We start from the raw sequence: 17,511 nt of genomic DNA, 5'->3' as shown, positions 1-17,511 counted from the left end.
TGTGCTGAGCGGGTCAAACCTTAAAAGAGAACATCACTATGCTTTCCTCTCGTAAACCTTTTGCCTCAGTTTCCAAGCGTCATTTGCTGCTGATTGCCGTCGGCTTCAGCACTGTACTGACTGGATGCGCCACGTCACCGACTTCCAAGGTTGCCTCGAGCACCAAGGTCGAGTACTACCCGAACTGCTACCAGCCGGTGCAGCACCTGCGCGCCACCGATTCGAACATGACCAAGTCGGTGGTTACCGGCGCGGCTGTCGGCGCTGTCGGCGGTGCACTGTTGGGCGCCCTGACCGATTCCGAGAACCGTGGCCGCAATGCCGCCATCGGTGCAGCGGGCGGTGCCCTGGCGGGCGGCGCGGTCGGTTACTACAACGAGCGCCAGAAGCAGATCGCCGATGACAACCAGCGCATCGCGTCCTACGCCTCCGACGTCAACAAAAGCGCCGCCGACATCGACCGCAGCACCGCGTACGCCAAGGCGTCCCAGCAGTGCTATCAGAGCGCGTTCACCAAACTGGTCGCTGACCGCAAAGCCAAAACCGTCAACGATATCGAGGGCCGCAAGCGCCTGGCAGAAATTGTTTCTGGCCTCAAAGAGTCCAACGACCTGATCGTCGCGGTGAACGGTAAAGCCAGCGAAGACCTGAACAACTACACCCAGGCCTACGAAAAAGACCTGCAGCAAGTCGGCGTGCAGCGCACCGACGTGGTCGCCGTGGCGACCGCCGATACCACACCGGTCGTGACCCCGACCAAGGGCAAAAAAGCAGTGAAACCGGCGAAAAAACCGGTGCTGCCAACCGTGCCGACAGAAGCAGTCACCACCGAGAAAACCCTGCAGACCGCACAAGCCAAACAGGCCGAAAGCAAACAAGTCGCCAGCGCAGGCACCACTCAGGTCAACAGCATGTGCAAAAACCCTGACCTGGGCGACTGGGCACCGGTACCTTGCCCGAACGTTTGATTGAGTTTTTGTAGGGCTTTGATCATTCCCACGTGTTGCGTGGGAATGATCTGTATTTGGCGCCATGCGCCGCCATCTCCTGCGCTTGCAAGTGATTCAGCGCTCGCTTCCTCTGGCAACTGCACGTCATCCGCCATTCTGCTTCCATAACGTCGGCCAGGTTCCGCGGCGTATCGGCTGAACAAATGCTCCGCCTTGAAATCAGGGTATTCGCTGTCCAGTTCAACCCCTGGATCGAATACAAAATGCTGATGGCTTCAATTCCTTCAAAGGCTCGCCCTTTAAAATCGTGTGAATAAACGGGATCAAAGTTCGAAACCTTGGCCGGCGAACATGTGCTTATCCTCAGCAAAAGGATTGGTGTCGGAAGGGGGGCTGACGCGTGGTCCGAAGTTTGATTATTTCAGTTTTTTTTTGCGGCGGCGATGTGCGAAGGACTTTCGACATTTTTTGTTCAGGAGTGAGGTAATGAAGTTTTGGGCCGAGCCAAGTACACATCCGGGGATTGGTGACATATGAAGGTGCCATCATTTTGATGGCATTTTTAATATGCTTTTTTTCAGTCATCGCTTTGTTCATGGATGGCTGAAACTTTCAGAAGGCTCCTACATTTTTCATTTTCTATTTTTGTCATGCTGGCGTCAGCGTCAGGATATGAATTCCTCAGTGATGATACACAGGGTTGATGGACCGCTCTGGCTCAATGGTTTCGGGGGATTCTGGTCGAAGGTGGAAAGGTCAAGTCTGACATCAGGGTATCCCCTGTCATATATAGGGTGATCGCCTACACGCCAGAGGGAACACTTCGTCTTGTTGTTTAATTCGATGCTTGCTAGTGGCCATCATCGTGAGTAGGATGCGCACCACTTGAAAGAGCACGGTACTCAATTGGATGAGTCTTACGCGATGCTCTTGATACTGTCCAACGCACCGAAACTCCGGTAAGCGTACAGACCGTAATACTATTAAAGGCCAGGGATGTCCTACTCAAGCAAACTTTCTGCTCATTACCTTGAACTCGCCAAAAGCTCTGTTTCCAAAGAGAATTTTGCGGGCGAGGATGTTCGCTTTTCGAGTGAATATGAGGCATTGGAAAGCGAGTTGGGCAAAGCCCAATCCATGCATGAAAGCGGTCAGATCGACTGGCTGAAAATCCGCGAAAACAGTGAAGCGCTGCTGCGAACCCAATCCAAGGATTTGCGGGTCGGCGCCTGGCTGACCTGGGCGTTGTATCAGCGCGAATCCTTTCAGGGCCTGCTCGCCGGCCTCGGCCTGCTGCACCATCTGTGTGAAAACCACTGGGCCGAGATTCACCCGAACAAGGCCCGTACCCGCTCCGCCGCCATCAGTTGGTTGGTGCCGCGTCTCGAGCAGGTGCTGAACGAAAACGTTGCGATCAAAGAGCAACTGCCGCTATTCCGCCGTTTGGTTGAGCACCTCGAAGGCCTCGATGCCGCCTGCACCGCGCACTTGGGCGACGACGCGCCGCTGCTGCTGCCGATCTCCCGCCGCCTGAAAAACATGGTCCAGCGCGCCGCCGACAACCAGCCGGAGCCCGGCGCTGTCGGCGCGGTGGTGGCTCAGGTCAAACAGGCTGCGACCCAGTTGTTCACCCCCGGCGCGCCGATCGACAACGAAAAAGAAGCCCACAAGGCCCTGCGCGCGCAGCAGGAAAATGCGCGTCCGCTGTGCGCCTGGTGGTTGAAACAGAAAGCCACCGACCTGCGCGCCCTGCGCCTGAATCGCACGCTGTTGTGGTTGCCGATCGACGCCGTCCCCGAACGCAACGCCGAGCAAATCACCGCGTTGCGTGGGCTACCGGCCGACAAGCTGAAAATCTACCAGGACCGTTTCGATCAGGGGCAATTCGCCGACTTGTTGGTGGAGCTTGAAGCCAGCCTGGCCAAGGCGCCGTTCTGGTTCGATGGCCAGCGGCTGGTCTGGGAATGTTTGCAGGGGTTGCACGCCGACCTGGCCATGCGCGAAGTGGAAATCCACTTCGCGTTGTTGATTCAGCGCCTGCCGGGCATCGTCGAATTGCGTTACCACGATGGCGCGCCGTTCGCTGATCCGGCCACTCGCGCCTGGATCAGCGCCAACGTGATGCCCCATCTGCAAACCGCCAGCGCGCCGCGCAAGGTCGAAGTCAGCAGCAGCCAACCGGCCTGGGAGCTGGCGCTCGAAGAAGTCTTGCCGGTGCTGCGCAAGGACGGCCTCAAGGCCGCGGTGCAAATTCTCAAGCAAGGCCTGCAAGCCGCCCACGGTGGGCGCGTGCGGTTCTTCTGGCAGTTCAGCCTGGCGCGGCTGTGCTTCCTGGCCAAGAAATACGAACTGGCCAAGACCCAACTCGAAACCCTCGATTCAGAATTACAGAACTCAGGCTTGCACGCCTGGGAGCCTGATCTTGCGCTGGAAGTGCTGCACCTCCTGCATAGCTGCTGTGAGTTGTTGCCGCAGAACCACGCAGTGCGAGAACGCAAGGAAGAGATTTATCGCAGGCTGTGCCACCTCGATCTCGAAGTGGTACTCGAATAGGCCCCAGGGCCACAACCGCAAGGAGAAAAGCCATGGCCAAAGAAGGCTCGGTAGCCCCCAAGGAACGCATCAACGTCACCTTCAAACCCGCCACCGGCGGTGCTCAGGAAGAGATTGAACTGCCGCTGAAACTACTGGCAATCGGTGACTACACCCACCGCGCGGACGAGCGCAAAGTTGAAGATCGCAAGCCGATCAGCATCGACAAGATGACCTTCGACGAAGTCCTCGCCAAGCAAGAACTGCAGCTGACGCTGAGCGTGCCGAACCGTCTTCAGGAAGAAGGCGACACCGAAGAGCTGGCGGTGAAACTGCGCGTCAATTCGATGAAGGACTTCAACCCGGCCAGCCTGGTCGAGCAAGTGCCTGAGCTGAAAAAACTGATGGAACTGCGTGACGCACTGGTGGCCCTCAAAGGCCCGCTGGGTAACGCACCTGCCTTCCGCAAAGCCATCGAAGGCGTTCTCGCCGACGACGAATCGCGCGGTCGCGTACTGGGTGAGCTGGGCCTGAACGCCGCAGCCCAGGACGCCTGAGTCCCCATCAGCCAAGGAAGCCAACACTATGAGCACCAGTGCAGCGCAGCAGAAAAGTAACGAGAACGGCGAATACAGCATTCTCGACAGCATCATCGCCGAAACCCGTCTGACCCCGGACGACGAAGCCTACGACATCGCCAAGCGTGGCGTGTCGGCGTTCATCGAAGAACTGCTCAAGCCGCAGAACAACGGTGAGCCGGTCAAGAAGGCCATGGTCGACCGCATGATCGCCGAGATCGATGCCAAGCTCAGCCGTCAGATGGACGAAATCCTCCACCACCCGGACTTCCAGTCGCTGGAATCGGCGTGGCGTGGTCTGCAGTTGCTGGTCGACCGCACCAACTTCCGCGAAAACATCAAGATCGAAATCCTCAACGTCTCCAAGCAAGACCTGCTGGACGACTTCGAAGATTCGCCGGAAGTGATGCAGGCTGGCCTGTACAAGCACATCTACACCGCAGAATACGGCCAGTTCGGTGGCCAGCCGGTGGGCGCGATCATCGCCAACTACTTCATGTCACCAAGCTCCCCGGACGTGAAGCTGATGCAGTACGTGTCGAGCGTTGCGTGCATGTCTCACGCGCCGTTCATCGCGGCTGCCGGTCCGAAATTCTTCGGCCTGGAAAGCTTCACCGGCCTGCCGGACCTGAAGGATCTGAAAGATCACTTCGAAGGCCCGCAATTCGCCAAATGGCAGAGCTTCCGTCAGTCCGAAGACTCGCGTTACATCGGCCTGACCGTGCCGCGTTTCCTGCTGCGCAACCCGTACGATCCGGAAGAAAACCCGGTGAAATCGTTTGTGTACAAAGAAACCGTCGCCAACAGCCACGAGCACTACCTGTGGGGCAACACCGCCTACGCGTTCGGCACCAAGCTGACCGACAGCTTCGCCAAATTCCGCTGGTGCCCGAACATCATCGGCCCACAAAGCGGTGGCGCGGTTGAAGACCTGCCGTTGCACCACTTCGAAAGCATGGGCGAAATCGAAACCAAGATTCCGACCGAAGTGCTGGTGTCCGACCGTCGCGAATACGAACTGGCCGAGGAAGGCTTCATCTCCCTGACCATGCGTAAGGGCAGCGACAACGCCGCGTTCTTCTCCGCAAGCTCGGTGCAGAAGCCGAAGTTCTTCGGCATCAGCGCTGAAGGCAAGGCTGCAGAGCTGAACTACAAGCTCGGCACTCAACTGCCGTACATGATGATCGTCAACCGCCTGGCTCACTACTTGAAAGTGCTGCAGCGCGAGCAACTCGGTTCGTGGAAAGAACGCACCGACCTCGAGCTGGAACTCAACAAGTGGATCCGCCAGTACGTCGCCGACCAGGAAAACCCGAGCGCCGAAGTCCGTGGCCGTCGTCCGCTGCGTGCAGCCCAGATCATCGTCAGCGATGTTGAAGGCGAGCCTGGCTGGTACCGCGTCAGCCTGAACGTGCGTCCGCACTTCAAGTACATGGGTGCCGATTTCACCCTGTCGCTGGTTGGCAAGCTGGACAAAGAGTAAGCGGAGCTAACTCATGACTGGATACGGCAGCCTTTTCGAACGCCTGGGTGGCGACGCGGATAAACGCGTCGGCTGGAGCCGCGAGGTCTCCGCCATGGCGTCGGTGGCTGCCCATCTGGCCAAGATGCTCAGCACCCGTGCGGGCAGCGTGCAAACGCTGTCCGATTACGGGCTACCCGATCTCAACGACATGCGCCTGAGCCTGCATGACTCCCTGAGTCAGGCCCGCTTGGCCATCGAACGCTTCATCGAAGCCTACGAGCCACGCCTCACCAACGTGCGTGTCGTTTCCCTGCCGCGAGACAACGATCAACTCAGGCTGACCTTCAGCATCGAAGGCCTGCTGGAAGTTGAGGGTTTCAAGCGTCAGGTCAGTTTTGCCGCGCGCCTGGATGGCAGCGGTCAAGTCAAGGTCAACTAAGGAAGACCCAATGTCCGGAAAACCTGCAGCCCGCGTCACCGACCCTACTGCTTGCCCGCTCCCCGGCCACGGCACCAACCCGATCGTCTCGGGTTCCGGCGACGTATTCTTCGACGGCCTCGCGGCCGCCCGCCTGGACGATGTCTCGGCCTGTGGCAGCGCGATCTCCGGCGGGTTGGCGAGTACCGTTTTGATTAACGGCAAACCGGCGGCGACCGTGGACTCCGTAGGGACCCATGGCAATAAAGTTACTGCTGGGTCTTCGACGGTGATTATCGGGAACTCGCATACGCCGGCGCCGTTTGTGGCGCCGTTGCCGGTGATTATTCCTGGGATATTCAATCGCGTTTTCGATTTTAAAACGGCTGATGGAAAAGCTATTGAAGGTTTGAACTACACCATTCGCTCTCAAAGTGGGATTGAGAAAGTTGGATCAACTTCGTCTGGTATGTCTGGCAACTTTTCGACGGGCAAGAAAGCCGAACCTGTCACAATTTTCATTTCGGCGGAGTAAGAAACGTGGAAGCCAGCATTGTTGTTGACGGTGTTTCTTACATCTTTGTGACGGCGGATGGCGTGACTGAACTCAAAGTCGAAGCTGAAACTACGGCTAGTGAAGACGTTGAACCGAAGTCGGTACATTTGCCGAATATATGGCTGGTTACTCGAAATAATGGTGTTCCGTTGTTTGGGCTTAAGCCTGATATATGTGATAAGCCTTTCAGGATACTGTCGGCAGAAAAATTGTACGCAGAAAAAATTCAATGGTTTGAACCGTTGGCTGATCACTATAGAGAGTTAGTCTGGGTAAACCCGGAGTCATCTCAAGAAGGAACAGAAGCTTATGTTGCCTATAAGCATTTCACGTGGCAGCAAATTATTGATTACGCAATTGTAGATCGTCCGTCTGCAGCTTATGGCTCGCAATCGTATGCTGACTGGAAAGTCCGGGACGCAGGCGGTAGTGGGTTCCTGATGGTATTTATTGTCGATAAACCCTACTGGACTGACGGTATCGGCCAAATTCCATTCGCCGTTGATACCTTTCGGCTGTATTGGGAAAAGGAACTAACTGAAGATGTCGCAATTGAGAAAACCATTGTGACGGGTATTGAGTATGGAGATGGCAGCCTCTTTGGTGCCAAGGCCGACTACAATAACGAGTACGATAATTTTATAATTTTGAGGGCTGCATTATGGGCCTCAAAAAACTTTCATCTCGAGGTGGTAAAGCACAGCGTAAGCCCGATTCGAAGCACGGCCGCAGAGATGGTTACGTCAAGTACTACTTACAGTCCTGTTTCAACCATGCTCCTGGAGAGTCCAATTTCTCAAGAACTTTTGGAACGGTATGGCGTATGGAATAAGCAGGTTGCTCAGTAAATGAATAGTCGAATAGTTATTGGTTTGATAGTCCATATTTTGGCTTGTGTTCTTTATATTGTATTGAATAATTACGCTGTTCCTATCTATAAGGAACTCGTAGGGGGGTTTACTTCTCGCGGGGTGGCAATAGGTATGGGCATGTATTTTATTTTTTATTTCTTTGCTTTTTTGAATTTTATTTTGGTTTTTATTAATAAAATATCGATCAAGTTTTGTGTGGCAATATTTATGATGTTGTCGATACTGTATTACATGTTTCCGCAATATCCTATACGAGGTATGGCGTATTGCGCTCTTGCGGGTGGTTTGACTATTTCTGCCATTTTGATAACAAGAGCCGTTGATACTGCATTTACCCGGTGGCGCGTTAAGCAAGGAGCGGTCAAGTCGTGAAGTCGACCCCGTTTGTATGCCCATGATCGCCTTGCCGGACGAACTGCGTTTTTACCTGATGGTGGTGGCCGACAGCGATTTGTTTGGCAGCCTAGCCATGCTCTGTCTGGTACTGCTCTTGACGGCACTGCATCGGGGTATCCGAGAGTCGCGGCTGCATCGAGCACTGACATTCATTGCATTGGCGATCGTTGTCGCTATGCAAGTCGCGGGTTCCTACTACGGGAACATGAATCCGGCATGAACAAAAACGTCCGTCTCTCCCTATGTCTGTTTTTCCATACCGTGGGGTGTGTCGGATACGTGTTTCTGAACAACTGGGTTGCGATGACCTACAAGGCTACCAACGGTGGTTTTGCCTCTCACGGAGCCACCTTCGGTATGGCTTCGGTGGCTAGCCATGCTTAGTAAGAACCATCTGAATTTTTTCAAGGTTGCCCTGTGGCTCCCGCTCGTGGCGTTGCTGGTCCTGATGCTGGTAGAGCAGATCATCGGCAACTCAGTAGATCTGGAGTGGCGACAGGTTCTATCGATCTATGTCCTCGCGCTGGGGACGCCGGCTTATCTGGTTTTTGCCCTGTGGGCGATGCGGTTCATGGACTGTAAAACCGAACAACTGGTGCTGCGGCAAGTCTGGCGGGCACCGCTGATGTTCATCCCTTTTTACGCCGTGCCATGGGTGGTTTACGGACTGGCGAACTTGTTGACAGGGGACTTTGCCGGCTTCGCGATGATTTTCGGCTGGGTGGCCTTTTTGCCTTATCCGCTCATCGCCGGCTACACGGTTTCAGGCCTGACGGTTGCGCTCTACAGGACAGTTTATTCATGAGATTCAACACCAGGAAGGTAACCCTCCGTGTCCTTTAACCACTACTACCAAAGCGAACTCACCGCACTTCGCCAGTTGGGTCGTCGTTTCGCCGAGCGCAGTCCGGCGTTGGCGCCTTTCCTGGGGCAGGCCGGGCGTGACCCAGACGTGGAGCGGTTGCTGGAGGGTTTTGCGTTCCTCACTGGCCGCCTGCGCCAGAAGCTCGATGACGAGTTGCCGGAACTCAGCCACTCGCTGATGCATTTGCTGTGGCCGAACTACATGCGGCCGTTGCCGGCGTTCAGTATTTTGCAGTTCGACCCGTTGAAGCGTTCCGGGCCGGCGTTGCAGGTCGAGCGTGATACGCCGATCGAGAGTGTGCCGATCGATGATGTGCGTTGCCGGTTTCGCACCTGCTATCCGACTGAAGTCCTGCCGCTGGACCTGACTGCGCTGACGTACTCGGTGAAGGGCGACGGTTCGCTGTTGAGCCTGCGCCTGGAGATGAGTTGCGACGGGCATATCGGTGAGCTGAACCTGAGTCGTCTGCGCCTGCACCTGGCCGGTGAGCGTTACATCAGCCAGATGCTTTACCTGAGCCTGTTGCGCAATCTGGAAGGCATCGAGCTGATTCCGCTGGACGCGGCCGGCAAGCCACTCAATGGCGCCAACGGCACGCCGATGGCGTTCAAAATGCCCGGCGACCGTGTGCAGCCGGTAGGTTTTGCCGAAGAAGAAGCGTTGATCCCGTATCCGCTGAACACCTTCCGTGGCTATCGCTACTTGCAGGAATATTTCGCCTTCCAGGACAAGTTCCTGTTCGTCGATTTGAACGGTCTGGATCTGCTCAAGGCACTGCCCGAAGACACCCTCAAGCAGATGCGCGGTCTGGAGTTGCGCTTCGACATTCGCAAGAGCGGCATCCAGCGTCTGCGCCCGACGCTGGACAACGTGAAGCTCTACTGCACGCCCATCGTCAACCTGTTCAAGCACGACGCCTTGCCGATTCGCCTCGACGGTAAACAGGACGAATACCTGTTGCTGCCGGCCGAATACGACCTGGAAAACTGCGGGGTGTTTTCGGTTGAAGGCGTCACCGGCTGGAAGCCCGGTGGCCTGGGTTATCAGGAATACGTGCCGTTTGAATCCTTCGAGCACGACCCGAGTTTCGACGTGCCGCAAAGCCGTCCGCATTACAGCATTCGCCAGCGCACCTCGCTGCTGCATGACGGCCTCGACACCTACCTGAGCTTCGGCATCCGCCACACCGAAGCCCATGAAACGCTGTCGATCGAGCTGATGTGCACCAACCAGAACCTGCCACGCAGGCTCAAGCTCGGCGACATCTGCATGGCCTGTGAAGAGACCCCGGAGTTCCTCAGTTTCCGCAACATCACCCCGGCCACGTCGAGCTTCGCTCCGCCGCTGAGCCGTGACTTCCTGTGGAAGCTGATCAGCAACATGTCGCTCAACTACCTGTCGCTGGCCAACGTCGACGCGCTCAAGGTGATTCTCGAAACCTACGACCTGCCGCGCTACTACGACCAGCACGCAGAGAAGGTCAGCAAACGCCTGCTGGGCGGGCTCAAGTCGATCAAGCACCAGCACGTCGACCGGTTGCACCGCGGGTTGCCGCTGCGCGGGTTGCGCACCGAGCTGACCATCGACCCGGAAGGCTATATCGGTGAAGGCGACCTGTTCGTCTTCGCTTCGGTTCTTAACGAGTTTTTCGCGCTTTACGCCAGTCTCAATTCGTACCACGAGCTGCGGGTAAAAAGCACACAGGGAGAGGTGTACCAATGGACACCACGTATGGGCCTTCAGCCTCTGCTTTAAGCGGGCTGACCCGAGGAATACGCGAGTACTCGCTGTTTCAGGCCGTGCTGCTGGTCGTCGATCGGCTGCGCGATGCCCACCCGTACCTGAGCGAAGAGGACTTGTACGACCAGCTGGAATTCCAGGCCAACCCGAGCCTGGGTTTCCCTGGCAGCGACGTCGATCGCGTGGAGTTTTTCCACGAGCACGGGCAGCTGCGCGCGCGCCTGCGTTTCAACCTGATCGGCCTGGTCGGTTCCGGTTCGCCGCTGCCGGCGTTCTACGGCGAGCAAGCGCTGGGCGACAGCGAAGACGGCAACCCGACGCGCAACTTCCTTGACCTGTTCCACCATCGCCTGCAACGGCTGATGCTGCCGATCTGGCGCAAGTACCGCTACCGCGCGAGTTTCGAGAGCGGTGCCCTCGACCCGTTCTCCTCGCAGCTGTTTGCGCTGATCGGCCTGGGTGGCGAAGACATCCGCAAGGCTCAGGAACTGAACTGGAAACGCCTGCTGCCGTACCTCGGCCTGTTGAGCTTGCGGGCGCACTCGGCGGCGCTGATCGAAGCCGTGCTGCGTTACTACTTCAAACATGCCGAACTGACCATCGAGCAGTGCATCGAGCGCCGCGTTGAAATCCTCGACGAGCAGCGTAACCGCTTGGGCCGCGCCAACAGCGCGCTCGGTGAAGACCTGGTGCTGGGCGAGAGCGTGCGCGACCGCAGCGGCAAGTTCCGGATTCACATCCGCGAGCTCGACTGGCAACGCTTTCACGAATTCCTGCCGATCGGTTTCGGCTACCAGCCGCTGTGCGCGCTGGTGCGGTTCACCCTGCGTGACCCGCTCGATTACGACATTCGCCTGGTCCTGCGCCAGGAAGAAATCCGCGAACTGCGCATCGGTGAGCAGAACGCCTGTCGCCTTGGGTGGACCAGTTGGCTGGGCCGCGAACACGCGGACGGCGTGGTGACCCTGGGTAGCAAAATTCATTAAGGATGGATGACCAATGATCAACGTAGACCTGCAACAACTTATCCAGGCGCTGGACGCCGAAACCCGTCGTGACCTGGAAAGTTCGGCCGAACGCTGTGTTGCCCGTGGCGGCAGCAAAATCCTCGTCGAAGACTTGCTGCTGGGCCTGCTGGAGCGCCCGCAAGGCTTGCTCGCACGCGCGTTGCAAGACGCCGAAGTCGACGCTGGCGAACTCAGCGCTGCGTTGCAATCGCGGGTCGAGCACAGCGCCTCGCGCAACCCGGTATTCGCCCCGGAACTGGTGCAGTGGCTGCAAGATGCGTTGCTGGTGGCCAACCTCGAACTGGGTCAGAGCCAGGTCGAGCAGGCCGCGTTGATCCTCGCGCTGCTACGCAACCCGATGCGTTATGCCGGCAGCCGTTACCAGCCATTGCTGGCGAAATTGAATATTGATCGCCTGAAGGATTTTGCCCTGTCGCAGAAGGAACAACCGGCGACCGGCAAACCGGCAGTACCGGGCGAATCCCTGCTGCAACGTTTTACCCACAACCTGACCCAGCAAGCCCGCGACGGCAAACTCGATCCGGTGCTGTGCCGCGATGGCGCGATTCGGCAGATGGTCGACATCCTCGCGCGTCGGCGCAAGAACAACCCGATTGTGGTCGGTGAAGCCGGCGTCGGTAAGACCGCGATCGTCGAAGGCCTGGCTTCGCGCATCGCGGCCGGTGAAGTGCCGCAGGTGCTCAAGGGCGTTGAACTGCTGTCGCTGGACATGGGCCTGCTGCAAGCCGGCGCCAGCGTCAAAGGTGAATTCGAACGACGCCTCAAAGGCGTGATCGACGAAGTCAAAGCCTCGCCGAAACCGATCATCCTGTTCATCGACGAAGCCCACACCCTGATCGGCGCGGGCGGCAATGCCGGTGGTTCGGATGCGGCCAACCTGCTCAAGCCTGCCTTGGCTCGTGGCGAGTTGCGCACCATCGCTGCCACCACCTGGGCCGAGTACAAAAAATACTTTGAGAAAGACCCGGCCCTGGCCCGTCGTTTCCAGCCGGTGCAGTTGCACGAGCCGACCGTCAGCGAAGCAGTGACCATCCTCCGTGGCCTGGCTCAGGTTTATGAGAAGAGCCACGGCATCTACCTGCGCGATGACGCGGTGGTCGCGGCGGCGGAATTGTCGGCGCGTTACCTGGCCGGTCGGCAGTTGCCGGACAAAGCGGTCGACGTACTCGACACCGCTTGCGCCCGCGTGCGCATCAGCCTCGCCGCCGCGCCGGAGAGCCTCGAGCGTCTGCGTGGCGAACTGGCCGAAGGTGGGCGTCAGCGTCAGGCCCTGCGCCGCGATGCCGAAGCCGGTTTGCTGATCGACCACGAAGCGCTCGACGCTCTGGAGGATCGCCTGGACGCCGCCGAAGACGAAATGGTCGCCCTGGAATCCCTCTGGACCGAGCAAAAGGAACTGGCCGAACGCCTGCTGGAGCTGCGTCAGCAACTGGCCAAAGCTCGCGAAGCCGCTGCCGTCGAGCCGACCGTCACGGTTGAAGAAGACGCCGAAGGCACGGTGATCGAAACCCTTGAAGCGGCCGTGGACGAAGCGCAAAGCGTTGAAGCCCTGGAAGCCGCGCTGAACGAAACCCACCGCGCGCTGACCGATGCCCAGGTCAAAGAACGGCTGGTGAGTTTCGAAGTCTGCCCGCGTCTGGTGGCTGAAGTGATCAGTGCCTGGACTGGCGTGCCGTTGGCGCAACTGGCCCGTGAGCACAACGCCAAGGTCGCGAGCTTCGCCACCGACCTGCGCACCCGGATTCGCGGTCAGGAGCAAGCCGTTCACGCGCTGGACCGCTCGATGCGCGCCACCGCCGCCGGCCTGAACAAACCCGATGCGCCGGTGGGCGTGTTCCTGCTGGTCGGCCCGAGCGGTGTCGGCAAGACCGAAACCGCGCTGGCGCTGGCCGACTTGCTGTATGGCGGTGATCGTTTCATCACCACCATCAACATGTCCGAGTTCCAGGAGAAGCACACCGTCTCGCGCCTGATCGGCGCTCCGCCGGGCTACGTCGGTTACGGCGAAGGCGGCATGCTCACCGAAGCCGTGCGGCAGAAACCGTACTCGGTGGTGCTGCTCGACGAAGTCGAAAAGGCCGACCCGGACGTGCTCAACCTGTTCTACCAAATCTTCGACAAAGGCGTGGCCAACGACGGGGAAGGGCGTGAAATCGACTTCCGCAACACGCTGATCCTGATGACCTCGAACCTGGGCAGCGAGCGCATCAGCGAACTCTGCGAGAACGGTGCGCGGCCGACCGCTGAAGTCCTCGAAGAAACCATCCGCCCGGTGCTCAGCAAACACTTCAAGCCGGCGTTGCTGGCGCGTATGCGCGTGGTGCCGTACTACCCGGTCGGCGGCCCGGTGCTGCGCGAGCTGATCGAAATCAAACTGGGTCGCCTGGGCGAACGTTTGAACCGCCGTCAGCTGGATTTCACTTACTGCCAGAACCTCGTCGATCACCTGGCCGAGCGCTGCACCCAAAGCGACAGCGGCGCGCGGCTGATCGACCACTTGCTCGACCTGCACGTGTTGCCGCTGGTGGCGGATCGTTTGCTCGATGCGATGGCTACCGGTGAAAGCCTCAAGCGCGTTCACGCAACGCTCGATGGCGACGCTAGCGTGACCTGCGAGTTCGCCTGAGGTGGCTGTGATGTTCACTCGAGTGCCGCAACCGCTCAAGTATGCCGAGGCCTTGCTGGCGCAGTTCGCCAGCTTGTCGTGCGCGGCTGACGGCGCGGCGCTGCTGGGTGATTTCGTGCGGGCGGTGGCCGAACTCAGTGGCTGTGAGCTGAGCCAGCTGTACCTGCTCGACGCCACCCACACCAGCCTCGGGCTGAACGCCGAGTGTTTGCAGGGCATCCTGCAACCCCGGGAAACCGCGAGCCTGCCGGCCGACTACAACGGCGAGCAACTGCTGCAATTCTCGCTGTGCCAGAACCGCGTGCTCAGCCTCACGGGGCTCAGTGGCAGCCTGCACGAAACCAGTTTCCTGCCGGCTCAGGCAGTGCCGTGGCAGTCGCTGCTCTGTATGCCGCTGGTCAGTCCGCAAAAAGCGGTGGTCGGCCTGCTGCTGTGCGCCAGCCGCGAACAGGTTGAATTGCAGGGATTCGCCGATTCGCTCGGGCAACTGGGGTCGTTCGTACTCGGGCAATTGCACCTGCTGCAACGCCTGCGTCGGCCTGTGGGCGATGTGTCGCCAATGCCCAGCAGCGTGCCCAGCGCCAGCGGTTACGGGTTGATCGGCAAGAGCTCGGCGATGCGCCAGACCTACCAGTTGATCAGCAAGGTACTGCACAGCCCGTACACCGTGTTGCTGCGCGGCGAAACCGGCACCGGCAAGGAAGTGGTGGCGCGGGCCATCCATGATTGCGGGCCGCGCCGCTCCCAGGCGTTCATCGTGCAGAACTGTGCGGCGTTCCCCGAAAACCTGTTGGAAAGTGAGCTGTTCGGCTACCGCAAAGGCGCCTTCACCGGCGCCGACCGTGACCGCGCCGGGCTGTTCGATGCGGCCAACGGCGGGACTTTGTTGCTGGACGAAATTGGCGACATGCCGTTGTCCCTGCAAGCCAAGCTATTGCGGGTATTGCAGGAAGGCGAGATTCGTCCGCTGGGCTCCAACGACACCCACAAAATCGACGTGCGCATCATCGCCGCGACTCACCGGGACCTGGCGGTGCTGGTCAGCGAAGGCAAATTCCGCGAAGACCTGTATTACCGCCTCGCGCAGTTTCCGATTGAGCTGCCGGCCTTGCGCCAGCGTGAAGGCGACATCCTCGACCTGGCCCGACACTTTGCCGACAAGGCCTGCGCCTTCCTGCAACGCGATGCGGTGCGCTGGTCCGACGCGGCGCTCGATCACCTGTCGAGCTACGCCTTCCCCGGCAATGTCCGTGAGCTCAAAGGCCTGGTTGAGCGCGCCGTGCTGCTGTGCGAAGGCGGCGAGTTGCTGGCCGAACATTTTTCGCTGCGCATCGACGTCGCGCCAGAGGAAAGTAGCCTGAACCTGCGCGAACGTCTGGAGCAGGTCGAGCGCAGCCTGTTGCTTGATTGCCTGCGCAAAAACGACGGCAACCAAACCCTCGCCGCCCGCGAACTCGGCCTGCCACGGCGCACGCTGCTGTACCGCCTCGGGCGCCTGAACATCAATCTCGGCGATTTCGATGGATAGGCCCATGACGCGTCATCTCACCCATTTTGCTTCTGTCAGCGCCGCCCTCAAGGGTCGGCGCTTTGTGCATTGTTTAGCCCTGGAGACCCTCTGATGTCTGTTCGTCACTGGCAAGCCGTCCTGCTGACCCTCGTCGTTCTATGCGGCCTCGGCGGCTGTAGCGGCAATTACAAATTCAACGACAACACCTATCGCCCTCTGGGTGATCCGCAGGCGGTCAATCGCGGCAAGTGACCGCAAGGAGCGACATCATGGAACTGGTTTTCGAAATGCTGAACACCAAGCAGTTCGTGCCCACGGATTTGTGCCAAAAGACCTTCAAGCAGGCTGGCGGCGTGATCGGGCGGGGCGAGGATTGCGACTGGATCATTCCGGACCGCAAGCGTCACCTGTCCAACCATCACGCGCTGATCAGCTACCGCGACGGCACGTTTTTCCTGACCGACACCAGCAGCAACGGTATTCAGGCCAGCGAAAGCGGCGCGCGTCTGCGCAAGGGTGAAGCACAGCGCATCGAACACGGCAGCGTCTACGTGCTGGGGGATTTCGAAATCCGTGCGCGGCTGGTACGCGACCCGGCGACCTTCGATACCGAAGTCGGCCGCCCGCAAGCCGCCGGCAGCATCATTCCAGACGATGCGTTTCTCGACCTTGATCCGCTCATGGCGCTTGATCAGCAGGAACGGGTCTACTCGGAAATCGACGAACTGAGCGCCCTCAATGCGCCGCGTCAGGAGCCGCGCCAGCGTGCCGACTACGCACGCATCGACATGGAAAGCCTGCTGGTGCCGGAACTGGTGGCCGCGCCTGCCGCGCCGGAACCTGCGCCGGCGCCCAAGGCGGTCGAGCGTCAAAGTGAAGGCTTCTGGGAGCATTTCGGCGATGCGCTGGGCGTCGACCTCAAAGGCCTCGATCACGACAGCCGCGAAGCCCTGGCGATCAACGCCGCGCGTTTGCTCAAGCAAAGCGTCGGCGGTTTGCAGCAAAGCCTGCGCACCCGTTCTGAGCTGAAAAACGAACTGCGTCTGGCGCAGACCACGGTTCAAGGCACTGGCAAAAACCCGCTGAAATTTGCCGTCGATGCCGGTGAAGCACTGGGCATTCTGTTGCAGGGCGACAAACCCGGCCAGTTGCCGGCCGGGCAGGCGATTTCGCGGGCGTTCCGTGATTTGCAGGCGCACCAGGTGGCCTTGCTCACCGCCAGCCGCGCGGCGGTACGCGGCACCCTCGAACACTTCTCGCCACAGCAACTGACCCTGCGTTTCGAGCGCGACGGCAACAAGCCGCTGCTCGCCACCTCGGGCAGCCGCTGGAGAGCCTACGGCCGTTATCACCAGGCGCTGCGTCAGGACGATGACTGGAGCGAACGCCTGCTGGCGCGGGATTTCGCCCAGGCCTACGAAGAACAGATCCGCCTGATTTCCACCCTACACACCGACCACCAAGGATGATCCGCATGTCTCGCTGCAAGGCCGTAATAATCAAAATGCTGACAGCGTTCACCGCCCTGGCGCTGCTGGCCGGCTGCTCGTCGATTTCGCCGTATTCCACCGTCACCAAACTCAACCTCAAGCTGACCGCCAGCGATCAGGTCAACCCGGACCTCAATGGCCGACCATCGCCGATTGTCGTGCGACTGATTGAGCTCAAACACCCGGTGGCCTTCGAAAACGCTGACTTCTTCAGCCTGTACGAGCGCGCCAAGGAATCCCTGTCGCCGGACCTGGTGGCCAGCGAAGAGCTGGAGCTGCGTCCGGGTGAAACCGTCGAGTTCAAGCTCAGCGTCGAAAGCGGCAGCCGTTACGTCGGCGTGCTCGCGGCGTATCGCGACCTGCGCGAAACCCAATGGCGCTACGTGGTTCAAGTCACCCCAGCCGATCTGACCGTGGCCGAGCTGACCCTCGATCAGACCGGTATTCATGACAAAAACCAAAAGCTCGCCAAGGCGGATGACTGA

The 17,511-nt window shown here is 59.1% G+C and carries 17 protein-coding genes; all 17 read left to right on the top strand.

Annotated elements, in window-relative coordinates; genetic code table 11:
* Nucleotides 1-38: 38 nt before the first annotated feature.
* Nucleotides 39-968, top strand: coding sequence for a type VI secretion system-associated lipoprotein TagQ (tagQ, locus tag AC1RKH_RS11070; protein WP_493062693.1), 930 nt, complete (start codon nucleotides 39-41; stop codon nucleotides 966-968).
* A 978-nt stretch (nucleotides 969-1,946) separates the two neighbouring features.
* Entirely contained in the window at nucleotides 1,947-3,503 is a 1,557-nt protein-coding gene (gene tssA, locus AC1RKH_RS11065) for a type VI secretion system protein TssA (RefSeq protein ID WP_123426136.1), read from the top strand.
* Between the two features lie 32 nt (nucleotides 3,504-3,535).
* Nucleotides 3,536-4,039, top strand: a complete 504-nt coding sequence (gene tssB / locus AC1RKH_RS11060) for a type VI secretion system contractile sheath small subunit (RefSeq protein WP_071552749.1) — start codon at nucleotides 3,536-3,538, stop codon at nucleotides 4,037-4,039.
* A gap of 28 nt (nucleotides 4,040-4,067) precedes the next feature.
* On the top strand, nucleotides 4,068-5,543 hold the full coding sequence (gene tssC, locus AC1RKH_RS11055) for a type VI secretion system contractile sheath large subunit (protein WP_493062692.1): 1,476 nt from the start codon (nucleotides 4,068-4,070) through the stop codon (nucleotides 5,541-5,543).
* A 13-nt stretch (nucleotides 5,544-5,556) separates the two neighbouring features.
* The gene (gene tssE / locus AC1RKH_RS11050) at nucleotides 5,557-5,964 is read left to right on the top strand and encodes a type VI secretion system baseplate subunit TssE (RefSeq protein WP_054594682.1); all 408 of its coding nucleotides are present in this window, start codon (nucleotides 5,557-5,559) and stop codon (nucleotides 5,962-5,964) included.
* Between the two features lie 10 nt (nucleotides 5,965-5,974).
* Nucleotides 5,975-6,478 carry a PAAR domain-containing protein gene (locus AC1RKH_RS11045; protein ID WP_493062691.1) on the top strand — a complete coding sequence of 168 codons (504 nt, stop codon included), beginning with the start codon at nucleotides 5,975-5,977 and terminating at the stop codon, nucleotides 6,476-6,478.
* Between the two features lie 5 nt (nucleotides 6,479-6,483).
* Nucleotides 6,484-7,347 carry a hypothetical protein gene (locus AC1RKH_RS11040; RefSeq protein ID WP_493062690.1) on the top strand — a complete coding sequence of 288 codons (864 nt, stop codon included), beginning with the start codon at nucleotides 6,484-6,486 and terminating at the stop codon, nucleotides 7,345-7,347.
* A complete protein-coding gene (locus AC1RKH_RS11035; RefSeq protein WP_493062689.1) occupies nucleotides 7,348-7,743 on the top strand; it encodes a hypothetical protein in 396 nt (131 codons plus the stop codon).
* A 16-nt stretch (nucleotides 7,744-7,759) separates the two neighbouring features.
* Complete coding sequence (locus AC1RKH_RS11030) at nucleotides 7,760-7,987, top strand: hypothetical protein (RefSeq protein WP_493062688.1); 228 nt, start codon at nucleotides 7,760-7,762, stop codon at nucleotides 7,985-7,987.
* 156 nt (nucleotides 7,988-8,143) lie between these two features.
* The gene (locus tag AC1RKH_RS11025) at nucleotides 8,144-8,572 is read left to right on the top strand and encodes a hypothetical protein (RefSeq protein WP_493062687.1); all 429 of its coding nucleotides are present in this window, start codon (nucleotides 8,144-8,146) and stop codon (nucleotides 8,570-8,572) included.
* A gap of 27 nt (nucleotides 8,573-8,599) precedes the next feature.
* Nucleotides 8,600-10,387 (top strand): type VI secretion system baseplate subunit TssF, encoded by a 1,788-nt coding sequence (gene tssF, locus AC1RKH_RS11020; protein WP_493062686.1) that lies wholly within the window; start codon nucleotides 8,600-8,602, stop codon nucleotides 10,385-10,387.
* On the top strand, nucleotides 10,351-11,358 hold the full coding sequence (gene tssG, locus AC1RKH_RS11015; RefSeq protein WP_123426145.1) for a type VI secretion system baseplate subunit TssG: 1,008 nt from the start codon (nucleotides 10,351-10,353) through the stop codon (nucleotides 11,356-11,358). The genes tssF and tssG overlap by 37 nt, the downstream gene beginning before the upstream one ends.
* Nucleotides 11,359-11,371: 13 nt before the next feature.
* Entirely contained in the window at nucleotides 11,372-14,026 is a 2,655-nt protein-coding gene (gene tssH / locus AC1RKH_RS11010) for a type VI secretion system ATPase TssH (RefSeq protein ID WP_493062685.1), read from the top strand.
* A gap of 10 nt (nucleotides 14,027-14,036) precedes the next feature.
* The gene (locus tag AC1RKH_RS11005) at nucleotides 14,037-15,554 is read left to right on the top strand and encodes a sigma-54 interaction domain-containing protein (protein ID WP_493062684.1); all 1,518 of its coding nucleotides are present in this window, start codon (nucleotides 14,037-14,039) and stop codon (nucleotides 15,552-15,554) included.
* Between the two features lie 93 nt (nucleotides 15,555-15,647).
* Nucleotides 15,648-15,788 carry a hypothetical protein gene (locus tag AC1RKH_RS11000; protein WP_008030659.1) on the top strand — a complete coding sequence of 47 codons (141 nt, stop codon included), beginning with the start codon at nucleotides 15,648-15,650 and terminating at the stop codon, nucleotides 15,786-15,788.
* 17 nt (nucleotides 15,789-15,805) lie between these two features.
* Complete coding sequence (gene tagH, locus AC1RKH_RS10995) at nucleotides 15,806-17,005, top strand: type VI secretion system-associated FHA domain protein TagH (RefSeq protein WP_123426148.1); 1,200 nt, start codon at nucleotides 15,806-15,808, stop codon at nucleotides 17,003-17,005.
* Nucleotides 17,006-17,010: 5 nt separating this feature from the next.
* Complete coding sequence (gene tssJ, locus AC1RKH_RS10990) at nucleotides 17,011-17,511, top strand: type VI secretion system lipoprotein TssJ (protein WP_493062683.1); 501 nt, start codon at nucleotides 17,011-17,013, stop codon at nucleotides 17,509-17,511.

This window comes from Pseudomonas sp. GW822-FHT06B12, assembly GCF_058799675.1.
This window is presented reverse-complemented; position numbering and strand designations above follow the sequence as displayed.